This is a genomic window from Castellaniella denitrificans (assembly GCF_027214045.1).
GTDB classification, from domain to species: Bacteria; Pseudomonadota; Gammaproteobacteria; order Burkholderiales; family Burkholderiaceae_B; genus Castellaniella; species Castellaniella denitrificans_A.
On sequence record NZ_JAPWHE010000001.1, the window covers coordinates 723,409 to 748,525 of the forward strand.

Annotated in this window: 31 protein-coding genes; 8 read left to right on the forward strand and 23 right to left on the reverse strand. The window is 69.1% G+C overall.

Translation table 11 applies throughout. The features are described from left to right. Positions 1 to 12: 12 nt before the first annotated feature. Both O4H32_RS03450 and O4H32_RS03455 read left to right on the forward strand, forming a co-directional pair. Positions 13 to 756, forward strand: a complete 744-nt coding sequence (locus O4H32_RS03450; RefSeq protein WP_269356697.1) for a ComF family protein — start codon at positions 13 to 15, stop codon at positions 754 to 756. Positions 757 to 788: 32 nt separating this feature from the next. Next, positions 789 to 1,259 carry a tRNA (cytidine(34)-2'-O)-methyltransferase gene (locus O4H32_RS03455; RefSeq protein ID WP_269356699.1) on the forward strand — a complete coding sequence of 157 codons (471 nt, stop codon included), beginning with the start codon at positions 789 to 791 and terminating at the stop codon, positions 1,257 to 1,259. Between the two features lie 22 nt (positions 1,260 to 1,281). On the opposite strand, the gene O4H32_RS03460 is transcribed toward O4H32_RS03455, so the two are convergent. The 4 genes from O4H32_RS03460 to O4H32_RS03475 are packed head-to-tail and all read right to left on the reverse strand — an operon-like array spanning position 1,282 to position 3,577. Continuing rightward, positions 1,282 to 2,322: an NAD(P)H-dependent glycerol-3-phosphate dehydrogenase gene (locus tag O4H32_RS03460; RefSeq protein WP_269356701.1), complete on the reverse strand. Its 1,041-nt coding sequence runs from the start codon at positions 2,320 to 2,322 to the stop codon at positions 1,282 to 1,284. Positions 2,323 to 2,338: 16 nt separating this feature from the next. Then, entirely contained in the window at positions 2,339 to 2,845 is a 507-nt protein-coding gene (gene secB / locus O4H32_RS03465; protein WP_269356703.1) for a protein-export chaperone SecB, read from the reverse strand. A gap of 47 nt (positions 2,846 to 2,892) precedes the next feature. Next, positions 2,893 to 3,150: a glutaredoxin 3 gene (gene grxC, locus O4H32_RS03470; protein ID WP_269356705.1), complete on the reverse strand. Its 258-nt coding sequence runs from the start codon at positions 3,148 to 3,150 to the stop codon at positions 2,893 to 2,895. Positions 3,151 to 3,166: 16 nt separating this feature from the next. Beyond that, entirely contained in the window at positions 3,167 to 3,577 is a 411-nt protein-coding gene (locus tag O4H32_RS03475; protein WP_269356707.1) for a rhodanese-like domain-containing protein, read from the reverse strand. A gap of 88 nt (positions 3,578 to 3,665) precedes the next feature. On the opposite strand from O4H32_RS03475, the gene gpmA reads away from it, so the two are divergent. The 4 genes from gpmA (at position 3,666) to O4H32_RS03495 (ending at position 8,263) form a co-directional block, all read left to right on the forward strand. Continuing rightward, positions 3,666 to 4,418: a 2,3-diphosphoglycerate-dependent phosphoglycerate mutase gene (gene gpmA / locus O4H32_RS03480; RefSeq protein ID WP_269356709.1), complete on the forward strand. Its 753-nt coding sequence runs from the start codon at positions 3,666 to 3,668 to the stop codon at positions 4,416 to 4,418. Between the two features lies 1 nt (position 4,419). Beyond that, the gene (locus O4H32_RS03485; protein ID WP_269356711.1) at positions 4,420 to 5,838 is read left to right on the forward strand and encodes a murein hydrolase activator EnvC family protein; all 1,419 of its coding nucleotides are present in this window, start codon (positions 4,420 to 4,422) and stop codon (positions 5,836 to 5,838) included. A gap of 110 nt (positions 5,839 to 5,948) precedes the next feature. Continuing rightward, on the forward strand, positions 5,949 to 7,466 hold the full coding sequence (locus tag O4H32_RS03490; protein ID WP_269356713.1) for a S41 family peptidase: 1,518 nt from the start codon (positions 5,949 to 5,951) through the stop codon (positions 7,464 to 7,466). A 17-nt stretch (positions 7,467 to 7,483) separates the two neighbouring features. Next, entirely contained in the window at positions 7,484 to 8,263 is a 780-nt protein-coding gene (locus O4H32_RS03495; RefSeq protein WP_269356971.1) for a HesA/MoeB/ThiF family protein, read from the forward strand. On the opposite strand, the gene O4H32_RS03500 is transcribed toward O4H32_RS03495, so the two are convergent. From O4H32_RS03500 to O4H32_RS03525, 6 genes are all read right to left on the reverse strand, one after another. Further along, the gene (locus tag O4H32_RS03500; protein WP_269356715.1) at positions 8,193 to 8,933 is read right to left on the reverse strand and encodes a pyrimidine 5'-nucleotidase; all 741 of its coding nucleotides are present in this window, start codon (positions 8,931 to 8,933) and stop codon (positions 8,193 to 8,195) included. The two genes, O4H32_RS03495 and O4H32_RS03500, sit on opposite strands and share 71 nt — an antisense overlap. A gap of 99 nt (positions 8,934 to 9,032) precedes the next feature. Then, a complete protein-coding gene (argB, locus tag O4H32_RS03505; RefSeq protein ID WP_269356717.1) occupies positions 9,033 to 9,938 on the reverse strand; it encodes an acetylglutamate kinase in 906 nt (301 codons plus the stop codon). A gap of 1 nt (position 9,939) precedes the next feature. Further along, entirely contained in the window at positions 9,940 to 10,434 is a 495-nt protein-coding gene (locus O4H32_RS03510) for a peroxiredoxin family protein (RefSeq protein ID WP_269356719.1), read from the reverse strand. Continuing rightward, positions 10,431 to 11,141 carry a BON domain-containing protein gene (locus O4H32_RS03515; RefSeq protein ID WP_269356721.1) on the reverse strand — a complete coding sequence of 237 codons (711 nt, stop codon included), beginning with the start codon at positions 11,139 to 11,141 and terminating at the stop codon, positions 10,431 to 10,433. The genes O4H32_RS03510 and O4H32_RS03515 overlap by 4 nt, the downstream gene beginning before the upstream one ends. Beyond that, positions 11,141 to 11,734: a phosphoheptose isomerase gene (locus tag O4H32_RS03520; protein ID WP_269356722.1), complete on the reverse strand. Its 594-nt coding sequence runs from the start codon at positions 11,732 to 11,734 to the stop codon at positions 11,141 to 11,143. The genes O4H32_RS03515 and O4H32_RS03520 overlap by 1 nt, the downstream gene beginning before the upstream one ends. Before the next feature lie 71 nt (positions 11,735 to 11,805). Continuing rightward, complete coding sequence (locus O4H32_RS03525; RefSeq protein WP_269356724.1) at positions 11,806 to 12,297, reverse strand: YraN family protein; 492 nt, start codon at positions 12,295 to 12,297, stop codon at positions 11,806 to 11,808. A gap of 41 nt (positions 12,298 to 12,338) precedes the next feature. Between O4H32_RS03525 and rsmI the strand changes: the two genes are divergently transcribed. Beyond that, positions 12,339 to 13,265 carry a 16S rRNA (cytidine(1402)-2'-O)-methyltransferase gene (gene rsmI / locus O4H32_RS03530; protein WP_269356726.1) on the forward strand — a complete coding sequence of 309 codons (927 nt, stop codon included), beginning with the start codon at positions 12,339 to 12,341 and terminating at the stop codon, positions 13,263 to 13,265. Positions 13,266 to 13,325: 60 nt separating this feature from the next. Here rsmI and O4H32_RS03535 read toward each other — a convergent pair whose 3' ends face one another. From O4H32_RS03535 to O4H32_RS03580, 10 genes are all read right to left on the reverse strand, one after another. Next, positions 13,326 to 14,336 carry a septal ring lytic transglycosylase RlpA family protein gene (locus O4H32_RS03535; RefSeq protein WP_331284270.1) on the reverse strand — a complete coding sequence of 337 codons (1,011 nt, stop codon included), beginning with the start codon at positions 14,334 to 14,336 and terminating at the stop codon, positions 13,326 to 13,328. After that, on the reverse strand, positions 14,333 to 15,208 hold the full coding sequence (gene rapZ / locus O4H32_RS03540) for an RNase adapter RapZ (RefSeq protein WP_269356728.1): 876 nt from the start codon (positions 15,206 to 15,208) through the stop codon (positions 14,333 to 14,335). The genes O4H32_RS03535 and rapZ overlap by 4 nt, the downstream gene beginning before the upstream one ends. Positions 15,209 to 15,236: 28 nt before the next feature. After that, positions 15,237 to 16,175, reverse strand: a complete 939-nt coding sequence (hprK, locus tag O4H32_RS03545; protein WP_269356730.1) for an HPr(Ser) kinase/phosphatase — start codon at positions 16,173 to 16,175, stop codon at positions 15,237 to 15,239. Continuing rightward, positions 16,147 to 16,644: a PTS sugar transporter subunit IIA gene (locus O4H32_RS03550; RefSeq protein WP_269356732.1), complete on the reverse strand. Its 498-nt coding sequence runs from the start codon at positions 16,642 to 16,644 to the stop codon at positions 16,147 to 16,149. Before O4H32_RS03550 ends, hprK begins: the two co-directional genes overlap by 29 nt. 101 nt (positions 16,645 to 16,745) lie before the next feature. Next, a complete protein-coding gene (gene hpf, locus O4H32_RS03555; protein ID WP_269356734.1) occupies positions 16,746 to 17,072 on the reverse strand; it encodes a ribosome hibernation-promoting factor, HPF/YfiA family in 327 nt (108 codons plus the stop codon). Positions 17,073 to 17,270: 198 nt separating this feature from the next. Continuing rightward, positions 17,271 to 18,059 carry an LPS export ABC transporter ATP-binding protein gene (gene lptB / locus O4H32_RS03560; RefSeq protein WP_269356736.1) on the reverse strand — a complete coding sequence of 263 codons (789 nt, stop codon included), beginning with the start codon at positions 18,057 to 18,059 and terminating at the stop codon, positions 17,271 to 17,273. Between the two features lie 5 nt (positions 18,060 to 18,064). Further along, entirely contained in the window at positions 18,065 to 18,664 is a 600-nt protein-coding gene (gene lptA, locus O4H32_RS03565) for a lipopolysaccharide transport periplasmic protein LptA (protein ID WP_269356737.1), read from the reverse strand. Then, a complete protein-coding gene (gene lptC, locus O4H32_RS03570; RefSeq protein WP_269356739.1) occupies positions 18,661 to 19,278 on the reverse strand; it encodes an LPS export ABC transporter periplasmic protein LptC in 618 nt (205 codons plus the stop codon). The genes lptA and lptC overlap by 4 nt, the downstream gene beginning before the upstream one ends. Continuing rightward, the gene (locus O4H32_RS03575) at positions 19,275 to 19,877 is read right to left on the reverse strand and encodes a KdsC family phosphatase (RefSeq protein ID WP_269356740.1); all 603 of its coding nucleotides are present in this window, start codon (positions 19,875 to 19,877) and stop codon (positions 19,275 to 19,277) included. The genes lptC and O4H32_RS03575 overlap by 4 nt, the downstream gene beginning before the upstream one ends. Next, complete coding sequence (locus O4H32_RS03580; protein WP_269356742.1) at positions 19,877 to 20,863, reverse strand: KpsF/GutQ family sugar-phosphate isomerase; 987 nt, start codon at positions 20,861 to 20,863, stop codon at positions 19,877 to 19,879. The genes O4H32_RS03575 and O4H32_RS03580 overlap by 1 nt, the downstream gene beginning before the upstream one ends. An 89-nt stretch (positions 20,864 to 20,952) precedes the next feature. Here O4H32_RS03580 and O4H32_RS03585 point away from each other — a divergent pair, with 89 nt between their 5' ends. Continuing rightward, positions 20,953 to 21,516, forward strand: a complete 564-nt coding sequence (locus O4H32_RS03585; RefSeq protein WP_269356744.1) for an adenine phosphoribosyltransferase — start codon at positions 20,953 to 20,955, stop codon at positions 21,514 to 21,516. On the opposite strand, the gene cydC is transcribed toward O4H32_RS03585, so the two are convergent. The 3 genes from cydC to cydX are packed head-to-tail and all read right to left on the reverse strand — an operon-like array spanning position 21,410 to position 25,112. Then, on the reverse strand, positions 21,410 to 23,158 hold the full coding sequence (gene cydC, locus O4H32_RS03590) for a thiol reductant ABC exporter subunit CydC (RefSeq protein ID WP_269356975.1): 1,749 nt from the start codon (positions 23,156 to 23,158) through the stop codon (positions 21,410 to 21,412). The two genes, O4H32_RS03585 and cydC, sit on opposite strands and share 107 nt — an antisense overlap. A 56-nt stretch (positions 23,159 to 23,214) precedes the next feature. Further along, positions 23,215 to 24,987: a thiol reductant ABC exporter subunit CydD gene (gene cydD / locus O4H32_RS03595; RefSeq protein WP_269356746.1), complete on the reverse strand. Its 1,773-nt coding sequence runs from the start codon at positions 24,985 to 24,987 to the stop codon at positions 23,215 to 23,217. After that, positions 24,984 to 25,112, reverse strand: a complete 129-nt coding sequence (gene cydX, locus O4H32_RS03600; protein WP_269356748.1) for a cytochrome bd-I oxidase subunit CydX — start codon at positions 25,110 to 25,112, stop codon at positions 24,984 to 24,986. The genes cydD and cydX overlap by 4 nt, the downstream gene beginning before the upstream one ends. Positions 25,113 to 25,117: the final 5 nt, after the last annotated feature.

Sequence of the window (25,117 nt, forward strand, 5' to 3'; positions counted from 1 at the left end):
GGACACGTCATTATGCTGCATCCGTCGATCAAGCGCTGGCGCGACTGGATTCCGGCCGACTGTCCAGGCTGTGGGCGGCGCGTAGCCCGCCAGGGCCTGTGCGCCGATTGTCTGGGGCGCCTGATGCCGGACGCGGCGCGGCCGCGCTGCCCGCGCTGCGCGCATCCGCTGGACGAAGGGCGTTGCCCCGGCTGCGGCCCGGCCGCGCCGGCTTACGATCGCGTCGTGGCCGCGTTCGACTACACCGGCCTGGGGCGGGATCTGATCCATGACTACAAGATCCGTTGCCGCCTGTCCCTGGCGGGCTTGCTGGCGGATCAATTGGCGCGGGCGGTGCGCGAGGCCGGGCTGCGGGCGGACACGCCGGACTGGATCGTGCCGGTGCCGGCCCGGCGCGCGGCGCTTTTGCGGCGCGGATTCAGTCCGCCGGCCGAGGTGGCCCGTCTGCTGGCCCGTCGGCTGGGGCCGCGCTACCGCCTGGATGGCGTGCGGCGGGTGCGCGAAGGCGACCGGCAGGTGGGGCGGGATCGCGCGTTGCGCTTGCGGGCACAGGCGGGGGTCTTCGCCTGCGACGTCATGGACGGCCTGTCCGGCGGGCGGATCGCGGTGGTCGACGACGTGCTGACCACGGGCGCGACGCTGCAGGCGGTCGCGCTGGCGCTGAAGGAGGCCGGCGCCGCGCATGTCGAGGGCTGGGTGCTGGCCCGTGCCGTGGATCGACGCCGCGAGCCACCTCGCGGCCGGGTCTTACAATAGGGGCCGCCGACCGGCTCCCTGGCTTCCATCCCATGTTCCACATCGTCCTCGTCGAACCCGAAATCCCCCCCAATACCGGCAATGTGATCCGCCTGGCGGCCAACACCGGCGCCTTCCTGCACCTGGTGCGGCCGTTGGGTTTCGCGCTGGACGACGCGCGCATGCGGCGCGCAGGCCTGGATTACCACGAGTGGGCGGACATGCGGGTGCACGATGGCCTGGGCGAGGCGCTGGCGGCGATCGGCGGAGATCCGGCACGGCGCTTCGCCTTGACCACGCGCGGGTCGTCGCTGATCGGCGGCCATGCGTTCCTGCCGGGGGATGTGTTCGTGTTCGGCCGGGAAACCGCCGGCCTGTCGGAAGGGCAGTTGGCCTTCTTTCCCCCGGCGCAGCGCATCCGGCTGCCGATGCGGCCGCAACAGCGCAGCCTGAACCTGTCCAATGCCGTGGCGGTCACGATTTTCGAGGCCTGGCGGCAGACGGGCTACGCGGGCGGACTCTGATCCGGGCCGCCCGCGGCCGGAATCATTCGTCGCGCGGATCGCGCGCCAGCAGCGCGGCCACGGCCCGGGGCGGCGCGACACCGCCGAACAGCACATCGCAGACGGCGTCGGTGATGGGCAGGTCCAGCCCGTGCTGCCGGCCCAGGGCCTGGGCGGCACGGGCGCAGCGGACGCCCTCGGCGGTCATGCCGCCCGCCAGGATGTCGTCCAGTGTCCGCCCCTGGCCGATGGCGACGCCCACCTGGCGGTTGCGGGACAGTTCGCCGGTGGCGGTCAGGACCAGGTCGCCCAGCCCGGTCAGGCCGACGAAGGTGTCCGCCTGACCTCCCAGCGCCACGCCCAGGCGCTGGATTTCCGCCAGCCCGCGCGTGATCAGGGCGGCGCGGGCGTTGGTGCCCAGCCGCAGGCCGTCGCTGATGCCGCAGGCGATGGCCATGACGTTCTTCAGGGCGCCGCCGACCTCCACGCCCATGACATCCCGGGTGCCGTAGATGCGCGCCTGGGTGCCATGGAAAGCCGCCTGGGCCGCGCGGCCGGTGTCCGGGTCGCGGCTGGCGACCGTCAGGGCGACCGGCAGTCCCTGGGCCACTTCGCGGGCGAAGGATGGCCCCGACAGCACGCCCGTGCGCAACCAGGCGATGCCGGACAGGGCTTCGGCGACGATCTGGTGGGGCCATTCATGAGTGTCGGGCGTGATGCCCTTGCAGGTCCACAAGAGATGGACCGGCGCGGCGTCGGGGCCGCGGACCGGCAGGGCCTGCGCGATGCGCAGGCACACGTCGGCCAGGCCCGCCATGGGCACGCCCAGCACGATCAGGCGTTCCTGCGGGTCGGACCCGTCCAGCACGTGCGCCAGTGCGGCGTCGAAATCGCCGGTCGCCCGCAGGGCGGGCGGCAGGACGATGTCGGGCAGGCGGCGCGGATTGATGTGTTGCTGGTCGATGATCCGCGCCAGTTCGGGGTCGCGGGCCCAGATCAGGGCGTCGGACCGCGCGCTGGCAAGAGCCGCCAGGGCGGTCCCCCAGCTGCCCGCGCCTAGAACGCAAAGCCGGACCGGCGCCATGACGTGCAGTCCCCGGTCAGTTGCGTGCGCCGGGGGGCAGGATCAGGCCGGAGTCCTCGCCCTGGGCCTGTTCGCCCGATTGCTGCGCCAGGCGCTGCTCGTACAGGGCCTGGAAATTCATTTCGCTCAGGTGCAGCGGCGGCATCGAGGTGCGCGTGATCGCGTCGGCGACGTTGGCGCGCAGATAGGGGTAGAGCATGGTCGGGCAGACGATGCCCAGCAGCGGATCGAGCTGTTCGGCCGGGATGTTGGCGGCCTCGAAGATGCCGGCCTGGCAGAGTTCGACCAGGTACAGGACCTTGTCGCCGATGCGCGTGGTCACCGTGGCGGTCACCGTGGATTCGAACACGGATTCGGCCAGTTGCTGGCCGCCGACCTGGATGGAGACCTCGACGGTCGGACCTTCCTGTTCGAGGAAGATTTCCGGCGCGTTGGGCATTTCCAGCGACAGGTCCTTCACGTAGGTGCGCTGCAGGCCGAAGCTGGGAGCCTGGTCGTTCTGGGTTTGGTTTTCGTCGGACATGAGGGGTTCCGGTGTGAGGGGTGGGGGGCGGCCTGGTCGGGCCGGAATCAGGCCTGCAGCAGGGGCAGCAGGCCGGCGGCGCGGTCCAGGGCCGAGAGGTCGTCGAAGCCGCCGATGTGGCGCTCGTCGATGTAGATCTGAGGCACGGTGCGCCGGCCGGTGCGCTCCATCATGATGGAGCGCTGGGCCGGGTCGCGGTCGATGAAGATCTTGTGGATGTCCGTCACGCCGCGCTGCTTGAGCAGCATTTCGGCGCGCACGCAATAGGGGCACACGGAGGTGCAGTACATGGTGACTTGAGCCATGGTGGGTGGGTTCCGGTCAGGATTTCTTGAGGGGCAGTCCGCCTTCGGTCCAGGCGCTCAGCCCGCCCTCGAGGCAGGATACCCGATCGAAGCCGTGCTTGCGCAACTGGGCGACGGCCTTGGCCCCGTCGCGCCCGTGAGCGTCGACCAGCACGATGGGCTTGTCCTTGGGCAGGCTGTTGATGTGCGATTCCAGCGTGTCCAGCGGGATATTGCGGGACTGCGGGATGGCGCCGGTCTTGAACTGGTCGGCGGGGCGCAGGTCCACGAACTGGCCGTGATCCTGGTTGACCTGGCGGATGGCCTCGGCCAGGGCGACGCGCCCGGTCGAGCGGCCCTTGGACAGGCTGGGCCACAGCAGCAGGCCCCCGGAAGCCAGGGCGATGAGCAGAATCCAGAGGTTGTTCTGGCTGAGTAAGAAGTCCACGGCGGTTCCTGTGACAGGGGTCGGAAAAAAAGAAAGCCCCGGGATTATAAAATGGTCGGCAGTTTTGAACTTTCCGGGTCTGCCGATCATGCACAAACTGGTACTCATGCGCCATGGCGAAAGCCAATGGAATCTCGAAAACCGCTTCACGGGCTGGACCGACGTCGACCTCACCGAGACCGGCCGCGAGCAGGCGCGCCTGGCCGGCGAACTGCTGCGCGCGCAAGGCTATGAATTCGACCTGGCCTATGCCTCTGTGCTCAAGCGCGCCATCCGTACCCTGTGGATCGCGCTGGACGCCATGGACGCCATGCACACGCCCATCGGCCTGCACTGGCGGCTGAACGAGCGTCATTACGGGGCGCTCCAGGGGCTGAACAAAGCGGAGACGGCCGCCCGCTATGGCGAAGCCCAGGTGCTGCAATGGCGCCGCGCCTATGCGATCGCCCCCGAACCCCTGGCCGAGGACGATCCGCGCCATCCACGCTTCGATGCCCGCTACCGTCGGGTGCCGGCCAGTGAATTGCCGGCCACGGAATGCCTGCGCGACACGGTGGATCGCGTGGTGCCCTTCTGGAACGAATCCATCGCGCCCGCCATCCGTTCCGGGCGGCGGGTGCTGGTCTCGGCCCACGGCAACAGCCTGCGCGCCCTGATCAAGCATCTGGACGGGATCTCGGACGAGGACATCATCGGCCTGAACATCCCGACCGGCCAGCCGCTGGTCTACGAACTGGACGACGAATTGCGTCCCCTGCGCCATTATTATCTGGGCGACGAGGACCAGATCCGCGCCGCCATGCAGGCGGTCGCCAACCAGGGCAAGGCGCGTCAGGCCTGATATGCGCCACGCGGGCCTGGGGCTGTTGCTGTGTCTGGCCGCGTGCTGCGCCCAGGCGCAAACGTCTTTGCAGACGCGCCAGGCGCAGGCCCGCGAGGACCGGCAGGCCCTGCGCGAGCAGATCGACGCGCTGCAAAAGCGGATCGATGCGTCGGAATCCTCGCGCGAGGACGCCAGCCGCGCGCTGCAGGCCTCTGAGCAGGCGATCTCCGACATCAGCCGCGAACTGGTGGAGCTGGACCGGCGCGAGGCCGCGTTGCGGGACGCCCTGCGTGGACTGGACGCCGCCCGCGACCAGCAGTCCGACGAACTCGAGCGGCAGCAGAAAGCCCTGGCGGACCAATTGCGCGCCCAGTACGCCAGCGGACTGTCGCCCTGGACCGCACTGCTTTCGGGGCGCGACCCCCAGGAGATCGGCCGCGAACTGGCCTGGCTGGCCTACGTCACCCGGTCCCGAACCCAGGCGCTCGATGCTTTGCGGAGCACGATCGACCGGCTGGCCGACCTGCGGCGGCAAACCGACGACGGCCGTCGCGATCTCGACGCGGTGCGGGCCGACGTCGAACAACGCCGCCATGATCTGCAGGCCCAGCAGGCGCAGCGCCGTGAAGTGCTGGACAAGATCCGGGCGCGGTTGGACGATGAGCGCGGGCGGGCGAAACAGCTCCAGGCGCGCGATGCGCGCCTGGGTGGCCTGATCAAGGATCTGGACGCCGAGATCGCCCGGGCCGAGGCCAGGCGCCAGGCGGCGCTGAAGGCCGAGGCGGAACGCCGTGCGCGCGAGCAGGCCGCCCGCGCGCAGGCCGAAAAAGCCCGCCAGGAGCAGGAACGCGCGCGCGCCGCCGAGCAGGCGCGCCGGGTGCGCGAGCAGGCCGAACGCCACATGCGGACGGAAGAGGCGCCGGCGCCCCGGCCGCCCGAGGATGACCGGGTTCGCGCGCCGGTTCCGCCCGCCCCGGCCGGGCAGGAGCCGGCCGGGGCCAAGGCCGACGCACAGGGCAAAGCCGACGCCGAGGCCGAGCCTGCGGACGGGTTCCCCGGACTGACCAAGGGCCTGCCCCGCCCCGTCCAGGGAGAGATCCAGGGCCGTTTCGGCGCGCAGCGCCCCGAAGGCGGCCTGTGGCGCGGCATCGTGCTGCGCGCGGCGACGGGCACGCCCGTGCGCGCCGTGGCCGCCGGTCGCGTGGTGTTCGCCCATTGGCTCAGCGGCTTCGGCAATCTGCTGATCATCGACCACGGCAGGCAATACCTCAGCATCTACGCCTACAACCAGTCCCTGTTGCGTCAGGTCGGGGACGTGGTGGCGCGTGGCGACGAAGTGGCGCGGGTCGGCGCCACGGGCGGCCAGGTCGAGCCCGGTCTGTATTTCGAATTACGGCATCAGGGGGCGCCCATCAACCCCGAAGTCTGGTTGAAATAGGGCCGGATTCCCGCGGACCATTCCCGTTTTAATTTCTGTACTATGTATCCTTCATCGCCCGATACGCGCCGGCGCTGTCGCGGCGATCTGATCATCGCTTAGGAACGTGCATGAGCACTCGCAAAAATCGATCGTTGAGCTGGATCCTGACGGGCTTTCTCGGGGGCGTCCTGGTCAGTCTCGGGATTTCGGCGGTCGCCCAGAAGGGCGAACCGCTGCCGCTCAAGGCGCTCCAGCAGTTCGCCAACGTATACGGCGCGATCAAATCCAGCTACGTCGAGCCGGTGCCCGACCAGACGCTGATCGACGACGCGATCAAGGGCCTGTTCGCCGACCTGGATCCGCATTCGGTGTACCTGGACGAGGAAGCCTACAAGCAGATGCAGGACATCACGCGTGGCGGCTTCGGCGGCCTGGGCATCGAGATCGGCACCCAGGACGGCATGCCCAAGGTCATCGCACCGATCGAGGACACCCCGGCGGCGCGCGCCGGCATCCTGACGGGCGACCTGATCACCGGGATCGACGGCGAACCCACCAAGGGCATGAGCCTGAACGATGCCGTGAAGAAGATGCGCGGCGAGCCCGGCACCCCCATCGACCTGACCATCCGGCGCGCCGGCAGTTCCAAGCCCCTGAAATTCCACATCGTCCGGGAAATGATCAAGACCCGCAGCGTGCGCGGCAAGATGCTCGATCACGATATCGCCTATGTGCGCATCAGCCAGTTCCAGGACCGCACCACGTCCGACATGGTCCGGATGCTGGCCAGCCTGTCCAAGAAGCAGGCGCCCAAAGGCCTGGTGCTGGATCTGCGCAACGACCCGGGCGGGCTGCTGGATGGCGCCATCGGCGTCGCCTCCGCCTTCCTGGAACCGGGCAAGCTGGTCGTTTCCACCAAGGGCCGCATTCCGTCTTCGAACGAGGAGTTCTACGCCCGTCCCCTGGACGGCAGCCATGGCGTGGAGGACGGCGGGCAGTTGCCCGCCTGGACGCGCACGGTGCCGATGGTGGTGCTGGTCAACGTCGGTTCGGCCTCGGCCTCTGAAATCGTGGCCGGCGCCCTGCAGGATTACAAGCGCGCCCGCATCATCGGCAACCGCACGTTCGGCAAGGGGTCCGTACAGTCCGTCCTGCAACTGGACAAGGACACGGGCATCAAGCTCACCACGGCGCGTTATTACACGCCCAGCGGCCGTTCGATCCAGAATACGGGGGTGGAGCCCGACTATGTCGTGGACGACAGCGCCGCCGGCAACCTGTTCCGTATGCAGCGCGAGGTCGACCTGCGGCACCATCTGGAAAACCAGCCCGGCGCCCAGGGCGCGGATGATTCGGCCGATGGCGATTTCGTCCAGGGCGAGATCAAGATGTTCGAATTCGGCGGCGCCGACGACTGGCAGTTGCGGCAAGCCGTCAATGCCCTGCAGGGGCGCCCGGTCCAGAAGTCCGATCCCGTTCAGGTGAAGCAGGCGCGCGCCGAGGCCCGGAACGGGGACGCGGGGGCGGATGCGGCGACCGGAGAGGCCCGGAAACCCGGGCAGGCGGAAAAAAAAACCCTGAATGATGCCGGTGACGGGGTTGAACGCTATCGTGTCACCCCGGAAGGACTGATCAGGATTCCGTGATGGGGGACGAATCCGTCCTGGACGACGCGCGGCTGACGCGCTATGCCCGGCACATCCTGCTCGACGAGTTCGGCATCGAAGGCCAGGAGCGCCTGCTGGCGGCCCATGCGCTGATTGTCGGCGCGGGCGGCCTGGGATCGCCGGCGGCGTTGTACCTGGCTGCCGCGGGCGTGGGGCGGATCACGCTGGTGGACGACGACATCGTCGAGCTCAGCAACCTGCAGCGCCAGATCCTGCATGACATGGCGGGCCTGGGGCGGCCCAAGGCCGAATCGGGGCGGGACGCCTTGCGAGCGTTGAACCCCGATGTCCAGGTGCGGGCGCTGGTGGAGCGACTGGACGAGACCCGCCTGCGTGAACGGGTGCTGGATGCCGACGTGGTTCTGGATTGCAGTGACAATTTCGCCACCCGTCATGCCATCAACCGCGCGTGCGTGGCGGCCCGCAAGCCGCTGGTGTCGGGGGCGGCGATCAAGTTCTCGGGGCAGGTCAGCGTCTATGACCTGCGGGACGAGACCGCGCCCTGCTATCACTGCCTGTTTCCCGAGTCCGACGACGTCGAGGAACTGCGTTGCGCCACCACGGGCGTGCTGGGGCCCCTGGTGGGCATGGTGGGCAGCGTTCAGGCCGCGGAGGCCATCAAGGTGATCACCGGCATGGGCGAAACCCTGGTCGGGCGGTTGCTGTCGGTCGATGCCTTGCGCATGCAGTGGCACACGATCCGCTTCAGGCGCGATCCCGATTGCCCGGCATGCGCCCGGCGCGCGCCTGCAGCAGCAGCGTCCCCAGGCGGTTGATCCGCGCGTCCACGTAAAGGTCGCGGCCATTGCGCTGGCGGGAAAACGGCGTGCCCGGATGGTACAGCCACACGGTGCGCATGCCGACCTGGCGGGCGGACTTCAGATTGCGTTCGGTGTCCTCGACCAGGATGATCCGGCGAGCGGGCACGCCCAGCCGGGCGACCACCATGCGCATCAGGCCGGGCGATGGCTTGGGCCGCGCCAGACCCATGGGCATCATGTGGTCGATGGCCCACAGGCCGTCGAATTCCTGCAGGATGCCCAGGGCGTTCAGCACGCGGCGGGCGTAGTGGGCCGGGGCGTTGGTCAGCACGATGCGCCTGCCCGGCAGGCCGCGCAGGCGGGCCGCCAGGCCGGTTTCCGCATGCACCAGCGGGGCAATGTCGAAATCGTGGCAGGTTGCCAGGAATTGGCGCAAGCTCACACCATGGTGGCGCGCCAGGCCGATGGCGGTGGCGCCATAGCGTTGCCAGTAATGCAGACGCAGGGCGTCGGCCTGGTCCTGGGGCAGATCCAGGGCCTGGGCCACGGCGGCGCCCATGCGCCGGTCGATGGCGCGGAAGATGCCGCGCGAGGCGTCGTGCAGGGTGTTGTCCAGATCGAACAGCCAGACCGGTTCGTCGGGCCGGACGGCCCGCCGGCGCCGCAAGGGGCTGGGCGCTTTCACGCGGCCCTCTTGGCGCCTGGCGCCAGCCGCATTCCCCCGGGGGGAAACGTTTGCCTGGAGCGCCCCGGTGATCGCGGCGGGGTCATGCGGGCCGATGCATCAGTGCGAACTGATCATGGTGCCCACGCCGCGATCCGTCAGGATTTCCAGCAGCAGGCAGTGCGGCACGCGGCCGTCGATGATGTGCACCGAATTCACGCCGAACCGTGCGGCGTCCAGCGCCGAGGATATTTTCGGCAGCATGCCGCCCGACAGAGTGCCGTCCTGGAACAGCGTATCGATGGTCTGGGCCGACAGGCTGCGCAGCAACTGGCCGTCCTTGTCCAGCACCCCGGGGGTGTTGGTCAGCATGACGAGTTTTTCCGCGCCCAGGACCTCTGCCATCTTGCCAGCGACGACGTCGGCGTTGATGTTGTAGGCCTGGCCGTCCTCGCCATAACCGATGGACGAGATGATGGGGATGAACTGGTCGTCCTGGAGCGCCTTGACCACGGCCGGCTCGATGCGCTCGATGTCGCCCACGAAGCCGATGTCCAGCATCTCGCCGGGGTGGTCCGGGTCGGGCATGAGCTTTTTGCGCGCCTGGATCAGGCAGCCGTCCTTGCCGGTCAGGCCCACGGCCTTGCCGCCGGCCTCGTTGACCATCATGACGATGTCCTGCTGGACCTGGCCGCCCAGCACCCATTCGACGACTTCCATGGTTTCGGCGTCGGTGACGCGCATGCCCTGGATGAAGGTGCCTTCCTTGCCGATGCGCTTGAGCGCGCTGTTGATCTGCGGGCCGCCGCCGTGGACCACCACAGGATTCAGGCCGACGAGCTTGAGCAGCACCACGTCGTGGGCGAAGCTGCGCTGCAGGTGCTCGTCGGTCATGGCGTTGCCGCCGTATTTGATGACGACGGTCTTGCCGTGGAAGCGGCGGATGTAGGGCAGCGCCTCGGAGAGCACCTCGGCCTTGAGGGCGGCCGGCGTTTGGGACGTGATGTCCTGGGCGGTATTCGTCATGTCAGGAAGCCAGCGCCTTTTCAACCGTGGCCATGAAGGCTTTCTCGTCATAGTTGCCGAGATAGCGTTTGATGATGTGGCCTTGCTTGTCGATCAGGAAGGCCGTGGGGGTCAGACGGACGTCGCCGAAGGCCCGGGCGATCTTGCCCTGGGCGTCGATCACGACTGGAAAGGGCAATCGCCGCGTTTCGGTGAAGTTCTTGACGTAGTTGGGCGGGTCGTACTGCATGGCCACGCCGATGGTGTCGAAGCCCCGGGCTTTCAGTTCCTGGTAGTGGCGGATGGTGTCGGGCATCTGCGCCACGCAGGTGGTGCAGCTGGTGGCCCAGAATTTGACCAGCACGACCTTGCCGCGCAGATCCTGCGTGGTGACGGTGCGGCCGTTCAGGTCGGTGAAGGCGACATCGGGCGCCGCCTGGGCGGAGCCCTGGAATTGCCAGAGGGCGGCGGCGCCGATCGCCACGACGGCCGCCAGGCCGATCAGGATCTTTTTCATTGCACAGGCATGGTCTGGGCGCCATCACCGTTGCCCGCGGGCGGCGGTGAGGAAGCGCCGGATGAACTGGAATCGGTGACGGGCGCGGCGCCCTGCGTGCCGGGCTCGGTGAGCAGGGTTTCGCGCGCCACGATCGTGAACAATTTTACGACTTTGTTGACCCCCGAGATGCCGGAGGCGACGGAGGCGGCGCGGCGGCCTTCGTCGTCGGTGACTTTGCCCATCAGGTAGACGACGCCGCGTTCGGTCGTGACCTTGATGGTGCGGAAGGGCACGTGCTCGGTGGCGACAAGCTGGCTCTTGACCTTGGAAGTCAGCCAGGTGTCGTTGGTGCGTACGCTGAGGGGCGTGATGTCCCCGACCCGGATGTAGTTGTCCACCGCGCGGACCTTGGTGATGTCCCGGGCGATGGTCTCGGCCCGTTGCCGGTCGGCGTCGGTGGGGACGTCGCCCACCAGCAGCAGCCGGCCCGCGTAGGACGTGCCCAGGACGCGCGCCTTGTCGCCGAAGGCCTTGTTCATTTCGCTGGAGACGCGCAGTTCGATCGTCTGGTCGTCGACCTGCTCGCCGGCGGTGCGCCGGTCCGTGGCCACGGCGGCGGAGGTGGCGGCGGCGCCGCCCACGACGAACAGGCCGCAGCCCGACAGGGAGGCCAGGCAGGCCAGGCCGATCAGGAGGCGGGCGAGGGGGCGGGCGGGCACGGGCATCAGAGGGGGTCTCCCAGGAGCAGTGCGTCGATGCCGTCGCACAGCGCGTGCAGCAGCAGGATGTGGACTTCCTGGATGCGCATGGTGCGGTCGTGCGGGACGCAGAGGTGGATGTCGGTCTCGTAGAGCAGGGAATTGATCTGGCCGCCGCCCTTGCCGGTCAGGGCGATGATCTGCATGTCGCGTTCGTGTGCGGCCTCGATCGCGCGCAGGACGTTGGGCGAATTGCCGCTGGTGGTGATGGCCACCAGGATGTCGCCGGGCTGTCCCAGGGCGGCCACCTGGCGTTCGAAAACGGCGTTGAAGCCGTAGTCGTTGCCCACGGCGGTCATGATGGAGGTGTCGGTGTTCAGCGCGATGCCGGCCAGCGGCAGGCGGTCGCGCTCGAAGCGTCCGACGAGTTCGGCGACGAAATGCTGGGCGTCGGCGGCGGAGCCGCCGTTGCCGCAGGCGAGGATGCGGGCGTTGTTGGTCAGCGCGCCGAAAAGCAGGTCGACCGCGGCCGCCAGGGCCGGGGCCAGGTCGCGGGCGCTGGAGCGGAACGCGTCGACGGCGTCGTCGAAATGCGACGTCATGCGGGAGGTCATGTCCATGGAGCCGATTATCGCATGAGCGCGCGACCCCGGCGCCGCCGAACGTAACAGTTTGCGGGTCGCACCGGGGCTCAGGCGCGGAAGGCGTCGCGGATCCAGTGGGGCTGGTCCGTGTCGAAGGCCACCACGTCGAAGCGGCAGGCCGGCGCGTCGCCGCCGAAATGCAGGCGGACGAGCCGGGGCAGGAAGTGGCGTGCGGCCCGGATCAGCCGGGCCTGCTTGGCGCGGTTTACACTGGCGGCGGCGCCGCCGAAGGACGGGTTGCGGCGTTCCCGCACTTCGATGAACAGCAGCAGGCCGCCTTCGCGGGCCGCCAGGTCGATTTCCCCGGCGCGGCAGCGCAGGTTGGTCGCCAGGATGCGGACGCCGTGCGCCCGCAGGTGGCGCGCCGCGCGGGCCTCGGCCTCGCGGCCCTGGCGCTGGGTCGGAGACCCCGTCGGCGGTTCGTCGCCGGCCGCGCCGGCGCGGCCGGGAGACGTACCGGATCGCCGGGCATGGCGCCGGCGGCGCGTCGCCGCGCGGCGTTGGGCCTGCAGGGCGGTTTCGTAAGGATCGGCGGGCATGGCTGGACATCCAATCCGCAAGAAAAGAGGAAGCAACGAGTATGACGGACAGCGCAGACTGGGAAAAGACCGGGCCGACATGGAAACGTCACGCCGAGCAGGTGGCGGGCCAGTCGTGGCCGGCGGGCTGTCTGTACGTGGTCGCCACGCCGATCGGCAATCTGGGCGACCTGAGCCTGCGGGCCTGGGAGGCCCTGCGCCGCTGCGACGCGATTGCCGCCGAGGATACCCGCACCACCCGGGCGTTGCTCGACGCCTGGGGGATCGATACGCCACTGCTGGCGGCCCACCGCCACAACGAGCGCGAGGCGGCCGGCGCCGTGATCCGGCGGCTGTCCCTGGGCGAGCGCATCGCCCTGGTGTCCGACGCAGGCGCACCCGCGGTGAGCGATCCGGGGGCGCGGGTGGTGCGTGAAGTCCAGGCGGCCGGCTATCGGGTCGTGCCGCTGCCGGGGCCCAGCGCCGTCGTGGCCGCCCTCATGGCGAGCGGAGCCACCCGCGACGATGCGCCCGGCTTCGCCTTTGCCGGGTTCATGCCGTCCAAGGCCCAGGCGCGGCGCAAGTGGCTGGACCAGTGGCTCGCCTGGCCGGTGCCGGTGGTGATGTTCGAGACACCGCACCGCCTGCGGGCCGCGCTCATGGACTTGTCGATGGCGGCCGGGCCGGACCGGCGGGTGACTGTGGCGCGCGAACTGAGCAAACGTTTCGAGGAAATCCGGACGTTGGCGGCGGGCGATGCCCTCGCCTGGCTGGACGAGGACGCTCACCGGGAACAGGGGGAGTTCGTGCTGGTGGTGCATGCCGACGAGTCGGCGCGCGAGCCGGACGAGGACTTGTCACCCGAGCAACGCCGGGTCATGGAAGCGCTGCTGGAGGAATTGTCGGTGCGCGACGCGGCGCGGATCGGCGCCCGGGCCACGGGCCTGGCGCGTGACCGGCTGTACGCCTGGGCCCTGGCGCAGGCATGAGTCCGGACGCCGATCAGTCCCTGCGGACTGATCGGCGCCTGACGAATCGGAGCACGCTGATCAAAGCCCTTGGTCCAGCGCGATCACGGGGTTCAGGCCGGCGGATTCCGCCAGACGCGAGGCGGTGTGCGCGGCTTCGTCGCGCGACAGGTAGGGGCCCATGCGGACCTTGTAGAGCGGCGGCTGGTGGATGACGGTGGCGGGGCCGGCCTGGCCGGCGGCCTCGGTGTTGACGCGCTGGGCCAGCGACTGGGCGTTCTGGGCCGAGGAGAAGGCGCCGAACTGCAGGTAGATGCCGCCCGGCCCGGATGCCTCGGAAACCGTGGGAACGGGCGCCAGGGGCTCGAGGGGGGCGGCGGGCAGACCGACCGGCCTGGCCTGGACCGCGTCGGGCGGCGGGGACGCCGGGGCCGAGGCCATCAGGGGCGCCGCCGGATAGCGGCCGGCGCGGATGTCGGTGTTGGTGATGGCCTGCACGACCACGCGGCCGCTGCCGGGGCCGATCAGGCCGAGTTTGGCGGCGGCCACGTAGGACAGGTCGATGATCCGGCCTGGATGGAAGGGACCCCGGTCGTTGATGCGCACGACCACCGAGCGATTGGTGCCCGCCCGGGTCACCCGCGCATAGCTTGGGATGGGCAGGGTCGGGTGCGCCGCCGTCATCGCGTACATGTCGTAGGTTTCGCCGTTGGCGGTCTTTTCGCCATGGAACTTGCGGCCGTACCAAGAGGCCACGCCTTCCTGGCGGTAGGGCCGATCCTCGGCGATGGGGACATAGCGCACGCCGAAGACTTCGTAGGGGCGGAAATTGGCCGGGGCGTGCCGCTCGATACGCGGGACGGCGTCGGGAATGGAGGCGATGTCGGCCGGGATGTCGCGGCCGGGGCCGTCGTCCTTGTAGTAGCCGCCCGAGCGCGAGGCGCAGCCCGCCAGGACCACCAGCGTGGCGCCCAGCAGGACGAGCGTCAGGTGGCGCATCGTCCACTTCGCGGCCTGCAAGGCGCCCGGGTTCGCCAGGCGCAGGCCAGTCCGCAAGGACTGCCCCGCGTCCGCGCGCATCCCGGCGCTCATGGCCGGGTCTCCTGCAGTTTGGGGTTTCGATGGCGCACCAGCAGGGGGGAGTGGTCCGCGAAACGCCGAGCGAGCTGTTCGGTGACGTAGACCGAACGGTGCTGGCCGCCGGTACAGCCGATGGCCACGGTCAGGTAGTTGCGTGTGTCCTGCATGTACAAGGGCAGCCATTTGCGGATGAAGGCGGCGATGTCGTCGATCATGGATTCGACGCTGCCGAACTGGGCCAGCCAGGCGGCGACCGGAGCGTCGCGCCCCGTCAACGGGCGCAACTGCGCGTCGTAGTGGGGATTGGGCAGGCAGCGCACGTCGAAGACCAGATCGGCATCGTGCGGAACGCCGCGCTTGTAGGCGAAAGACTCGAAGGTCAGAATGACCGAGGGGCGGTCCGTCTGGACCAGGTCACGGACCCAGGCGCGCAGTTGCCCGGGCGCCAGGTCCGACGTGTCGATGACGTGTTCCTGGTTGCGCAGGGGGGCCAGCAGTTCCCGTTCGCGGGTGATGCAGTCCTGCAGCGAGGCTTCCAGGCCTTCGTGCTGCAGGCGGTCGGTCAGCGGATGGCGGCGCCGGGATTCGGAATAGCGCTGCATCAGGGTATGGTCGTCGGCTTCCAGGAAGATCACGTGCAGCGCCGTGCCCATGGCGCGCAGGCTGGTCAGGATGCCGGGCAGGTCGTCCAGATCGCCCGGCGTGCGCACATCGATGGCGACCGCCACCCGTTCCAGGCCGCTGTCCTGGGTGCTGGCGATGAATTCGTGCAGGAAACGCACCGGCAGGTTGTCGATGCAGGTATAGCCGGTGTCCTCCAGCATGCGCAGGGCCACGGACTTGCCAGAGCCGGAGATTCCGGTGATGAGGACGATGTTCAGCATGGCGTGCGCAACGAGGGGGGGCGCGTCGTCATGATCGGGCCTCCCGGGAGTTCTCCATGATGGCCAGGGCCTGGCGTTCGATGAATTCGCCCATGGTGTCGATGCCGCGCAGGCTGAGGATGGTATTGCGCACGGCGGCCTCGACCAGCACGGCCAGGTTGCGGCCCGCCGCGACCTGCAGCATCACCCGGCGGATCGGGATGCCCAGGATGTCCTGGTATTCGTCCTGGGTCGGCAGCCGCTCGAAGTTGTCGGGCGTCAGGCGCACCAGGTGGACGATCAGCTTGATCTTCATCTTGCGCCGCACCGAGGTCTCGCCGAAGATCGTGCGGATGTCCAGCAGTCCGAGGCCGCGGACCTCCAGCAGGTTCTGGAGCAGAGGCGGGCATTGGCCCTCGATGAAGTTCGGCGCGGTGCGCGAGAGTTCGACGGCGTCGTCGGCCACCAGTCCGTGCCCCCGGGAAATCAGTTCCAGGGCCAGTTCGCTCTTGCCCAGTCCCGATTCCCCGGTGATCAGGACGCCCAGGCCCAGGACATCCATGAAGACGCCGTGCACCGTGGTCTTGGGCGCCATCCGCTTGCCCAGGTAGATGCGCAGCAGGTCGATCAGGAGGGCTGCGTCGGTGGCCGTGGACAGCAGCGGGATTTCGTGCGCCAGGCAGTAGGCCCGGAGATCCTCGGGCGTCTGGGTGCCCGCCGCCATGACGATGGCGGGGACGCCTCCGGAGACCAGCTCGTCCATGTGGTGCTGGCGGCGGCGCGGGTCGAGCCGCAGATAGTAGGACACTTCCTCCGCGCCGAAGACCTGGATGCGCCCCGGATGAATCAGGTTCAGGTGGCCGATCAGGTCGGCGGCGGCGCCGCTGGTGTCGGGAATCAGACGCCGGTCGGCGGCGTCCTGGCCAGCGATCCAGGAGAAACGGATCTTCTCGGTGTTGTCACGAATCAGCTCTTGGATGGTCAGCATGTTCAGGGGCCGGGGCGCTCGCGCCAGTCAGGATCAGGTGATGGACTTCCTGGGGGTCCGCAGATTGCGTCAACGCCTGGCGGATGCCGGCGTCGGACATCAGGCGGGCGATGCCGGCCAGCAGGTCCAGATGGGTCTGGGTGGCGGTTTCCGGGATCAGCAGGAAGAACAGCAGGCGGGCCGTGCGGCCGTCGTTGGCATCGAATCGGACGGGCTCGGCCAGCCGGATGAAGGCGGCGTGAGGCTCGCGCAGGTCCTTGAGGCGTCCGTGCGGGATGGCGACCTCGTGGCCCAGCGCGGTCGATCCAAGCCGTTCGCGGGCCAGCAGGCTGTGGAACACCGCCGTGCGCGCGACGCCCTGGTGGTTCTCGAACAGCAGCCCGGCGTGTTCGAAGGCGCGTTTCTTGCTGGTCGCGGCCAGATCCAGGACGATATTGTCGGGCGGCAGGATGCGGGGAGTGAGATTCATGGCGTCCATTATAGGTAAATGGGCCCCACAACAATATGGCCCCGGACGGAAGTCTCGAGGCCATGTGTGGTCCCGGGCCGGAGACCGGCCCGCGCGTGCCGTCAGACGGTCACTTCCTGGCGTTTCGGGGGTTCGTGGACGACGTGATCCTGAGCCTTGGTCTTGTACTTGATGACCTGGCGGTCGGCCTTGTCGACCAGCAGATCGATGGCCGCATACAGGTTTTCGTCCGAGGCTTCGCAGTGCAGGTCCTTGCCACGCAGGCGCATGGTGATTTCGGCGGTGTGCTTCAGGGGCTCGATCGAGAGCATGACCTGGGTGTCGATGACCTGATCGAAGTGCCGCAGGACACGCGCCGTCTTGGTGAGGACGTATTCGCGGATGGCCGGGGTGATTTCCAGATTGCGACCGGTGATTGTCAGGCTCATATGCAGACTCCTTGCGGAAAGACGGGGAGGGTTCGGAGGGAACCGGGGATGGACGGGATGGATCTCCTTTTCTGACAGTTCGATGACAGGTCCAGTTTACCCATTGCATCCGCAACATCAAGCGCCTGTTTTCGGTGTAGGATACCGGGATCGGCCCGGACGCGGCGCAGTCTTCGCGGACCTCCCGCGCCGGTCGCCCTACATCCTGAAGTTCTTGCCCAGATAGACCTGGCGCACGGCCTCGTTGTCCACGATCTCGCTGGGATGGCCGCTGGTCAGGACGCGGCCTTCGCTGATGATGTAGGCGCGGTCGCAGATCCCCAGGGTTTCCCGCACGTTGTGGTCGGTGATCAGCACGCCGATGTTGCGGCCCTTCAGGAATTGCACGATGCGCTGGATCTCGATCACGGCGATCGGGTCCACTCCGGCGAAGGGCTCATCCAGCAGGATGAAGCGCGGGTGGGTGGCCAGGGCGCGGGCGATCTCCACCCGGCGGCGTTCCCCGCCCGACAGGGAAATCGCCATGTTGCGGCGGATGTGTTCGATCTGCAGTTCGTCGATCAGCGATTCCAGGCGTTCTTCCAGGGCGGCGGCCGACAGGGGCTTGCCCTGGGCGTCGCGCTGCAGTTCCAGCACCGCGCGGATGTTCTGTTCCACCGTCAGGCGCCGGAAGACCGAGGCGTCCTGGGGCAGATAGGACAGGCCCAGCCGCGCGCGCCGGTGCATGGGGATGCCCGTGACGTCGTGCTGGTCGATCAGGATGCGGCCCGTGTCGGCCGGGATCAGCCCCACGATCATGTAGAAGCTGGTGGTCTTGCCGGCGCCGTTGGGGCCGAGCAGGCCGACGACCTCGCCGCTGTCCACCGACAGGGAAACGTCCTGGACGACGGCGCGGCGTCCGAAGGTCTTGCCCAGGCCGATGGCCTGGAGGCTGCCGGACGCGCGGGCGGCGTCGTTCGGCGTGTAAGTGGCGTCGTGCGTGGTCATGGGCATTACGACCGGCCCGCTTTCTTGGCCTTGCACCGGGCGATCGCCTGGTCGATGCGGGACTGGGGCTGTGCCAGGGACCGGACGCGCCCGCCGGCGGCGGCCGAGTTCTGTCCGCCGAACGCCTCGTAGGTGCCGGATTTTTCGTGATAGATGATCCGGGCGCCGCGGACGTTGTCGAAGGCCTGGCCGCAGATCAGGCGGGTCACGGTGGCCTGGCCCGTCAGGGTGATGTCGCCCGAGGATCCGGCGTAGTCGGCCTGCAGGCCGGTGGCGATGATCGTCTCGAATTTCTCGGGGTTTTCCTGGCGGATGGTGACGACCCGGCCTTTGTCGGCCGTGGCGGTGCCGAACTGGTTGCCCTGAGCGTCCTCGCGGGTGACGAGCTTGTCGCCGCGCAGGGTCATCGCGCCCCGGGTCAGGATCACATTGCCGGTGAAGGTGCTGGTCTTGTTGACGTCGTCGTAGTGCAGGGTGTCGGACAGGATGACCGTGTCGGGCTCGTCCTTGGGCGCGGGCGTGTCCTGGGCGGCGGCCGCCAGGGAAGCCAGGGACAAGAGGCCGGCGGCGATCGCCGCGATCAGGGCGGAAGACGGGATTTTCATGGTTGAGCGTTCTTTTTGGGTGCGGCGTTGCGGGCGGCCTGGTCTTCGCCCGAAATCTTGACGTCGCTGGCCGCCGTGACGGTCAGTTGGCGGGTGCGGTTATCGTAGCGCATGCCCTTGCCGCGCAGCGTGGAATGGCCGTTGACGACCAATGCCGGGCGGTCCGTGTGGACAAGGTCCCGGTTGGGTTCGATGACGAGCTGGGAACTGCGCACGTCCAGCAGTTGGTGATTGGCGTCCGGCAGGCGTTTGAGGTGGGCGTTGCCGTTGAGCACGATGCGGTCGCCGCGCTCGTCCAGCGTGCCGTGATCGGCGGTGCCCTCGGTGATGGGGGCGCCGGGCTGGTGGCCGACCGCGCGCGGCGAGGTGATTTCGTAGGCGTCGGTGTCCGGGAAGTGTTCCATGGCTGAACCTTCCAGGCGGTTGATGGCGCGTCCGGCGGGGTCCGTGCGCACCATCGTGAACCGGTCCGACCAGGAGTCGCGTTCGTGGGTGACGCGCCGGGGCGGGTCGACCTGGATCGAGCGCAGGGTGTAGTCGGACGCCCACCAGGTGCCCAGCACCAGCAGGCCGAGCAGCAGCACGGCGACGAGGCTGGGCAGGCGGTCCTTCACTGGATGGCTCCGCCCAGCGTGGACAGGGAGGCCGTGAAGCAGGCGCCCAGGCGGCCCTGGGCCGCCAGGATCAGGTCGCAGCATTCGCGCACGGCGCCCGCGCCGCCGCGCAGGGTACTGGTCCAGTGGGCCGCCTGGCCGACATAAAAGGGCGCGTTGGGCACGCTGGCGGCGAAGCCGACCCGCTGCAGCACGGGCAGATCGATGATGTCGTCGCCCATGTAGCCCAAGTCCTGCAGGGACAGGCCGGCCTCGCGGGCAAGGTCTTCGACCGTGTTGATCTTGTCGCGGACACCCTGGAGGATGGGCGAGATGCCCAGTTCGGCCGCCCGGCGGGCCGTGATGGCGCTTTTCCGGCCGCTGACCCAGGCGACGTGGATGCCCTGCTCGCGCAGCAGCCGCAGGCCGTGGCCATCCAGCGCATTGAAGGGCTTGACGGCCTCGCCGTGTTCGCCATACCAGAGACTGCCATCGGTCAGGATGCCGTCGACGTCGAACACCATCATGCGCACCGCGCGAGCCCGATCGCGGACCGCTTCCGGGATGCGGGCCAGGATCTGGGCTTCGGCGGGATGGGAGAAACCGGGCAATTCGTTCATCAGATGACCTTTGCGGCGAGGAGGTCGTGCATGTGCAGAGCCCCCAATAATAGCCCGTCGCCATCCAGGACCAGCATCTGGTTGAGTTTGTGCTCGTCCATGATCGTGGCGGCCTCGATGGCGGGCGCGTCGGCCGCGATCGAGCGCGGGTGGCGGCTCATGCCGGCCGAGACCGGCAGGGCGCGGATGTCGCCGTGCTGGGCGATCATGCGGCGCAGGTCGCCGTCGGTGAACAGGCCCACGGGGCGTCCGGCTTCCAGGACGATGGTCATCCCCATGCCCTTGGCCGACATTTCGGTCAGGGCGTCGGGGATCAGGGTGTCGGGGGCGACGCGCGGCAGGGCCGCGCCGCTGCGCATGATGTCGGCCACGGAGGTCAGCAGCCGCCTGCCCAGGGCGCCGCCGGGATGCGATCGGGCGAAATCGTCGCGGTTGAAGCCGCGCGCCTCCAGGCAGGCGACGGCGATGGCGTCGCCCAGCACCAGGGCGGCCGTGGTGCTGGCGGTGGGGGCGAGGTTCAGGGGGCAGGCTTCCTGGTCCACTGCGGCGTCCAGCGTCAGGTCGGCGCTGATGGCCAGTTCGGAACCGGCGTGGCCGGTCAGGGCGATGATGCGCGTGCCCATGCGTTTGGCCACGGAAATGATGGTGATCAGTTCCTGGGCCGAGCCGGAATAGGAGATCGCCAGCAGGATGTCCTGGCCGGTGAGCATGCCCAGATCGCCGTGGATGGCTTCGGCCGCGTGCATGAAGAAGGCGGGCGTGCCGGTGGATGCCAGGGTGGCGGCGATCTTGCGGGCGACGTGGCCGGATTTGCCGATGCCGGTGACCACGACGCGGCCCGGACAGTCCAGGATCAGGCCGACCGCCTGGGCGAAGCGCGCGTCGATGCGGCCTTGCAGGGCTTGCAGGGCCTGGATCTCGATGCCGAAGGTGCGGTCGGCGCTGGCACGGATCGCCTCCGGGCTGGGTCTGGGGTGGGCATGCATCCCGCGATTTTAAGCGGAATGGGCACCCCGGTGAGAGGGCGGGCTTGTTAAACTGTGCCCGCCTCATGCTCCCGCCACAGGACCCCGCCATGCAAACCGATCCGGCCCAGTACATCCGCGACACGATCCGCACCGTGCCCGATTGGCCGAAACCCGGTGTGCAGTTCCGGGACATCACCCCGGTGCTGCAGGATCCGCGCTCGTTCCGCGTGCTGATCGATTTGTTCGTCTACCGCTACATGCGCCAGCGTCTGGACCTGGTGGCGGGGATCGACGCGCGCGGCTTCATCGTGGGCTCGGTGCTGGCCTACGAACTGAACCTGGGTTTCGTGCCGGTGCGCAAGCAGGGCAAGCTGCCGTTTCGCACGGTGGCCGAGGAATACGCCCTGGAATACGGCAATGCCGCGGTGGAGATGCACACGGATTCGGTGCGGCCCGGCCAGCGCGTGCTGTTGATCGATGACCTGATCGCCACCGGCGGCACGATGCTGGCGGCGTCCCGCCTGTTGCAGCGCCTGGGGGCCAACGTGGCCGAGGCCGCCGCCATCATCGACCTGCCCGACCTGGGCGGCTCGAAGGCCGTCCGGGATTCGGGTCTGCCGGTGTATACGGTCTGCGAATTCGAGACGGGTCCGGAGCATCCAGAGCCATAGTCTGATCCACGACCCCGGGAGGCAGGGGCGCATGCGTGGCCAGCACGACGGTGCGGCCCCGGGTCGCCCGAGGCAGGTCGGCCAGGAACTCCGCCTCCGTGTCGGCGTCCAGACCCGCGGTTGGCTCGTCGAGCAGCAAGATTTCTGCGGGTGACAACAGGATCCGTGCCAGGGCCAGCCTGCGTGCCTGGCCGACGGAAAGGCAGGCCCCCGTTTCTCCGATCCAGGTATCCAGGCCGTGCGGCAGGCTGCGGACGAAGGCGCCCAGACGCGCGGCGTCGAGGGCGTGCCACAACGACGCGTCATCGGCCTGCGGGTCGCCGATCAGCAGGTTGGTCCGTATCGTGCCGAGGAACAGTGGCGCATCCTGCGCCAGCAGCGCCATGCGCGCATGCAGCGTGGCCTGGGCGCATGCGCGCAGATCGATGCCGCCATAGAAAATGTGGCCAGCCTGGGGATCGTCCAGGCGCAGCAACAGGTGCAGCAGCGTGGATTTGCCCGCGCCGCTGGCCCCCGTCAGCGCGGTGCGGCTGCCGGGCGGGAGGTCGAGATCGAGACCGTCCAGGACCGGCCTGTCCGGAGCCTCCGGATAGGCGTAATGCAGCCCCCGGACCTGCAAGGCGCTCCCGGCTGGCGGCATCCGGGGCGCAGGGGGATCGCGCAGGTCGGTTTCCACCGATGTAATGGCTTCGATGCGCACCAGGGCGGCCAGCGCGGCACCCATGCGGGTCGCGCCGCGCATGACGGGGCCGATGGTTTCGAACAGGCCCAGGGTCCCCAGCAGCAGGCCGGCCATCACGGGCGGGGCCAGCTGGCCGCGGTCGACGGCATCCAGGCCGGTCCACAGGATCGCCAGCAGGGCGATGCCGGTGGCGGCCTGGATCAGGCCCTGGCCACCGGCGCTCAGGTTGGCCTGGGCATTGCGGGCGCGGGCGGCGCGACCGCAGGCTTGATCGAAATGCTCCAGGATGTGTCCCGAAAGCGCCAGGGACAGGATGTCCGCATGGCCTTCGGTCGCTTCCTGGACTGCTGCGCGCAATTGGGCGGCGCTGTCCTGGATGGCCTGGCCGGGCGCTTTGGCCTGGTGAAGCAGGATGGCCGGGACCAGCAGACAGGCCGCAAGAAAAACCGCGGCGACGGCGCCGGCGGCTGCCGGCAACTGCCAGGCCAGGATGGCCGTCATGGCCAGGCCGGCCAGCAGGGCGCTCAGCAGCGGCGCCATCAGAGTCAGGAACAGGGTATCGAGCGCATCGACATCCGATGTCAGGCGCGCCACCAGGTCGCCCGAGCGATAACGGGCCAATTGACGGGGTGACAACCGGGCCAGCGCTCGGAAAAGCGTGCTGCGCAGTTCCGCGAGCAGGTGCAGGGTCGCCGTGTGACCGGCCAGGCGTTCCGCGTAGCGGGCGCCGATGCGGATGAACGAGAACCCGCGCACCAGCGCCGAGGGTGCGAACAGGTTGAAGGCCTGGGCCGCGCTCGCCGAGGCGGCTCCGGCCAGGGCCGCGCCGGTCAGGAACCAGCCGGCGACGCCCAGCAGGCCCGCGCCGGCCAGCGCCGTCAGCAGGGCCAGGGCCACGGTGGCGGCCAGGCTTGGCCAATGACGCCGGTAGATCTGTGCCAGCAGGCGCCCTCGGCCCATCGGGCGGTCGCCCTGTTGCGCATCCGTGGGCAGGCTGCCGGGGTTGTGTGGTGCTGTCATGTTGCCGCCCCGATGCGGCCGTTCTCCAGCCGGAGGCGGCGCGGCAGCCGGCGCGCCACCTCGACGGAGTGGGTGACGAGCAGCAGGGTGCGGCCGCGCGCGAAATCCAGGAGCCCATCCAGTACGGCGTTGCGCGTGGCTTCGTCCAGATGGGCGGTGGGCTCGTCGAGCAGGATCAGGCCGGGGGCGCGCAGGTACAGCCGAGCCAGGGCGACGCGCTGCGCCTGCCCACCAGACAGGCTGTGTCCGCGCGGGTCGAGCCGGCTGTCCAGACCGTGAGGCATGTGTTGGGAAAACTCGGTCACGCAGGCCCGTTGCGCGGCGCGGGAGATTTCCGCGGCGCTTGCCTCGGGGCGTCCGAGACGGATGTTGTCTGCGATCGAGCCCTGGAGCAGACAGGGGCGCTGGCCGATCAGGATGACCCGTTCGCGCAGCCTGGATTCCGGCCATTCGGCCAGCGGGCGTCCATCGAGTCTCAGGGGGCCTTCGGCGGTCTGGAGCCGCGCCAGGACTTCGAGCAAGGTTGTCTTGCCGACACCGCTGCCACCCAGCAAGGCGACGTGCTCGCCCGGCTGGATCGACAAGGAAAGCCCATCCAGGACGGGCCTGGATCGTTCTGGCAGAATCAGCCGCAATGGGCCCGCCTGCACGGCCAGGCCCGATGCCTGCGGGGCCGTGGGCGGGGCTTCGGTATCCGTGTCCCGGCCGGGGTCGGGCGGTTGCGGCATCGCGGCGCCGAGGGGAGGCAGGACGCCAAAGGTTGCTTCGATCTGCACAGCGGCGGCCCGCGCGGCCGCGCGGTCGTGATAGTGGGCGGCGAACTGGCGCAGGGGCGCGTAGACTTCCGGCGCCATCAGCAAGCAGAAGAATCCCGCCTGGAGCGTCAGGGGCTGGGTGCGCAGATCCAGGTAGCCCAGGTAGCTCAGGCCGATGTAGACGGCGACACCCGCCACGCCCAGGGCGGCGAAGAACTCCAGCACGGCGGAGGACAGGAACGCGATGCGCAGGACGGCCAGGGTGCGGTCGCGCAGCGTATCGCTGGCCTGGGCGACCGTTTCCGATTCGGCCTGCGCCCGGCCGTGCAATTTCAGGGTGGACAGGCCGCGCAGCCGGTCGGCGAAGAAACCCGACAGGCGGGCGAACGTCCGCAGGTGGCGCCGGCTGGCCGCCTCCGCGCCCCAGCCGACCAGTGCCATGAAAAGCGGAATCAGCGGGGCGGTCGCCAGCAGCAGGAGGCCGGCGACGAGGTCGACGGGCAGGACGACGAGGGAAAATGCGATCGGCAGCACGAGGGCGGCCGCCATGGAAGGCAGATAACGGGAAAAATAGCCGTCCAGGGCTTCGGTCTGCTCAACGACCGCGCCCGCCAGTTCGCCGGATGCCTGGCGCCGTGTCCATGCGGGACCGGCCGCCAGCAGCGTGCGCATCAGCATCTGGCGGACGGCGCGTTTGATGCGTTCGGCGGCAAGGGCGCCCGCCCGTTCCGCCATCCAGGCCAGGGCCGCGCGGGCCAGGATCAGCGCGGCGATCCAGGCGAGCGGCTGCAGCAGGGCGTCGCGGCCGACCCTTTGGATGAATCCGGCTTCCAGGGTGTGCGCCAGCAGCCAGGACTGGAAGACCAGCAGGCATCCGGCCAGCAGAGGGGCCGCCGATGCCAGGGCCAGTGGCACCCGGGCCTGGCGCGCCAGACCCCGCAGCCATCGGGCCTGGTCCGGCGTTGAGGGCTGGACGATGGCCGGATCGTATTCCAGGCTGGAGCGATCGTTCACTCGGTGTCCGGGGGCGGCATGGGCGGCGCGTGCGCATGGCCCTCGCGCAGTTCGAACCACATTGCATTCAGGATGCCGAATGCGCAGGCCAGGCCCAGGCCCAGGATCCAAGAAAAATACCACATGTCCG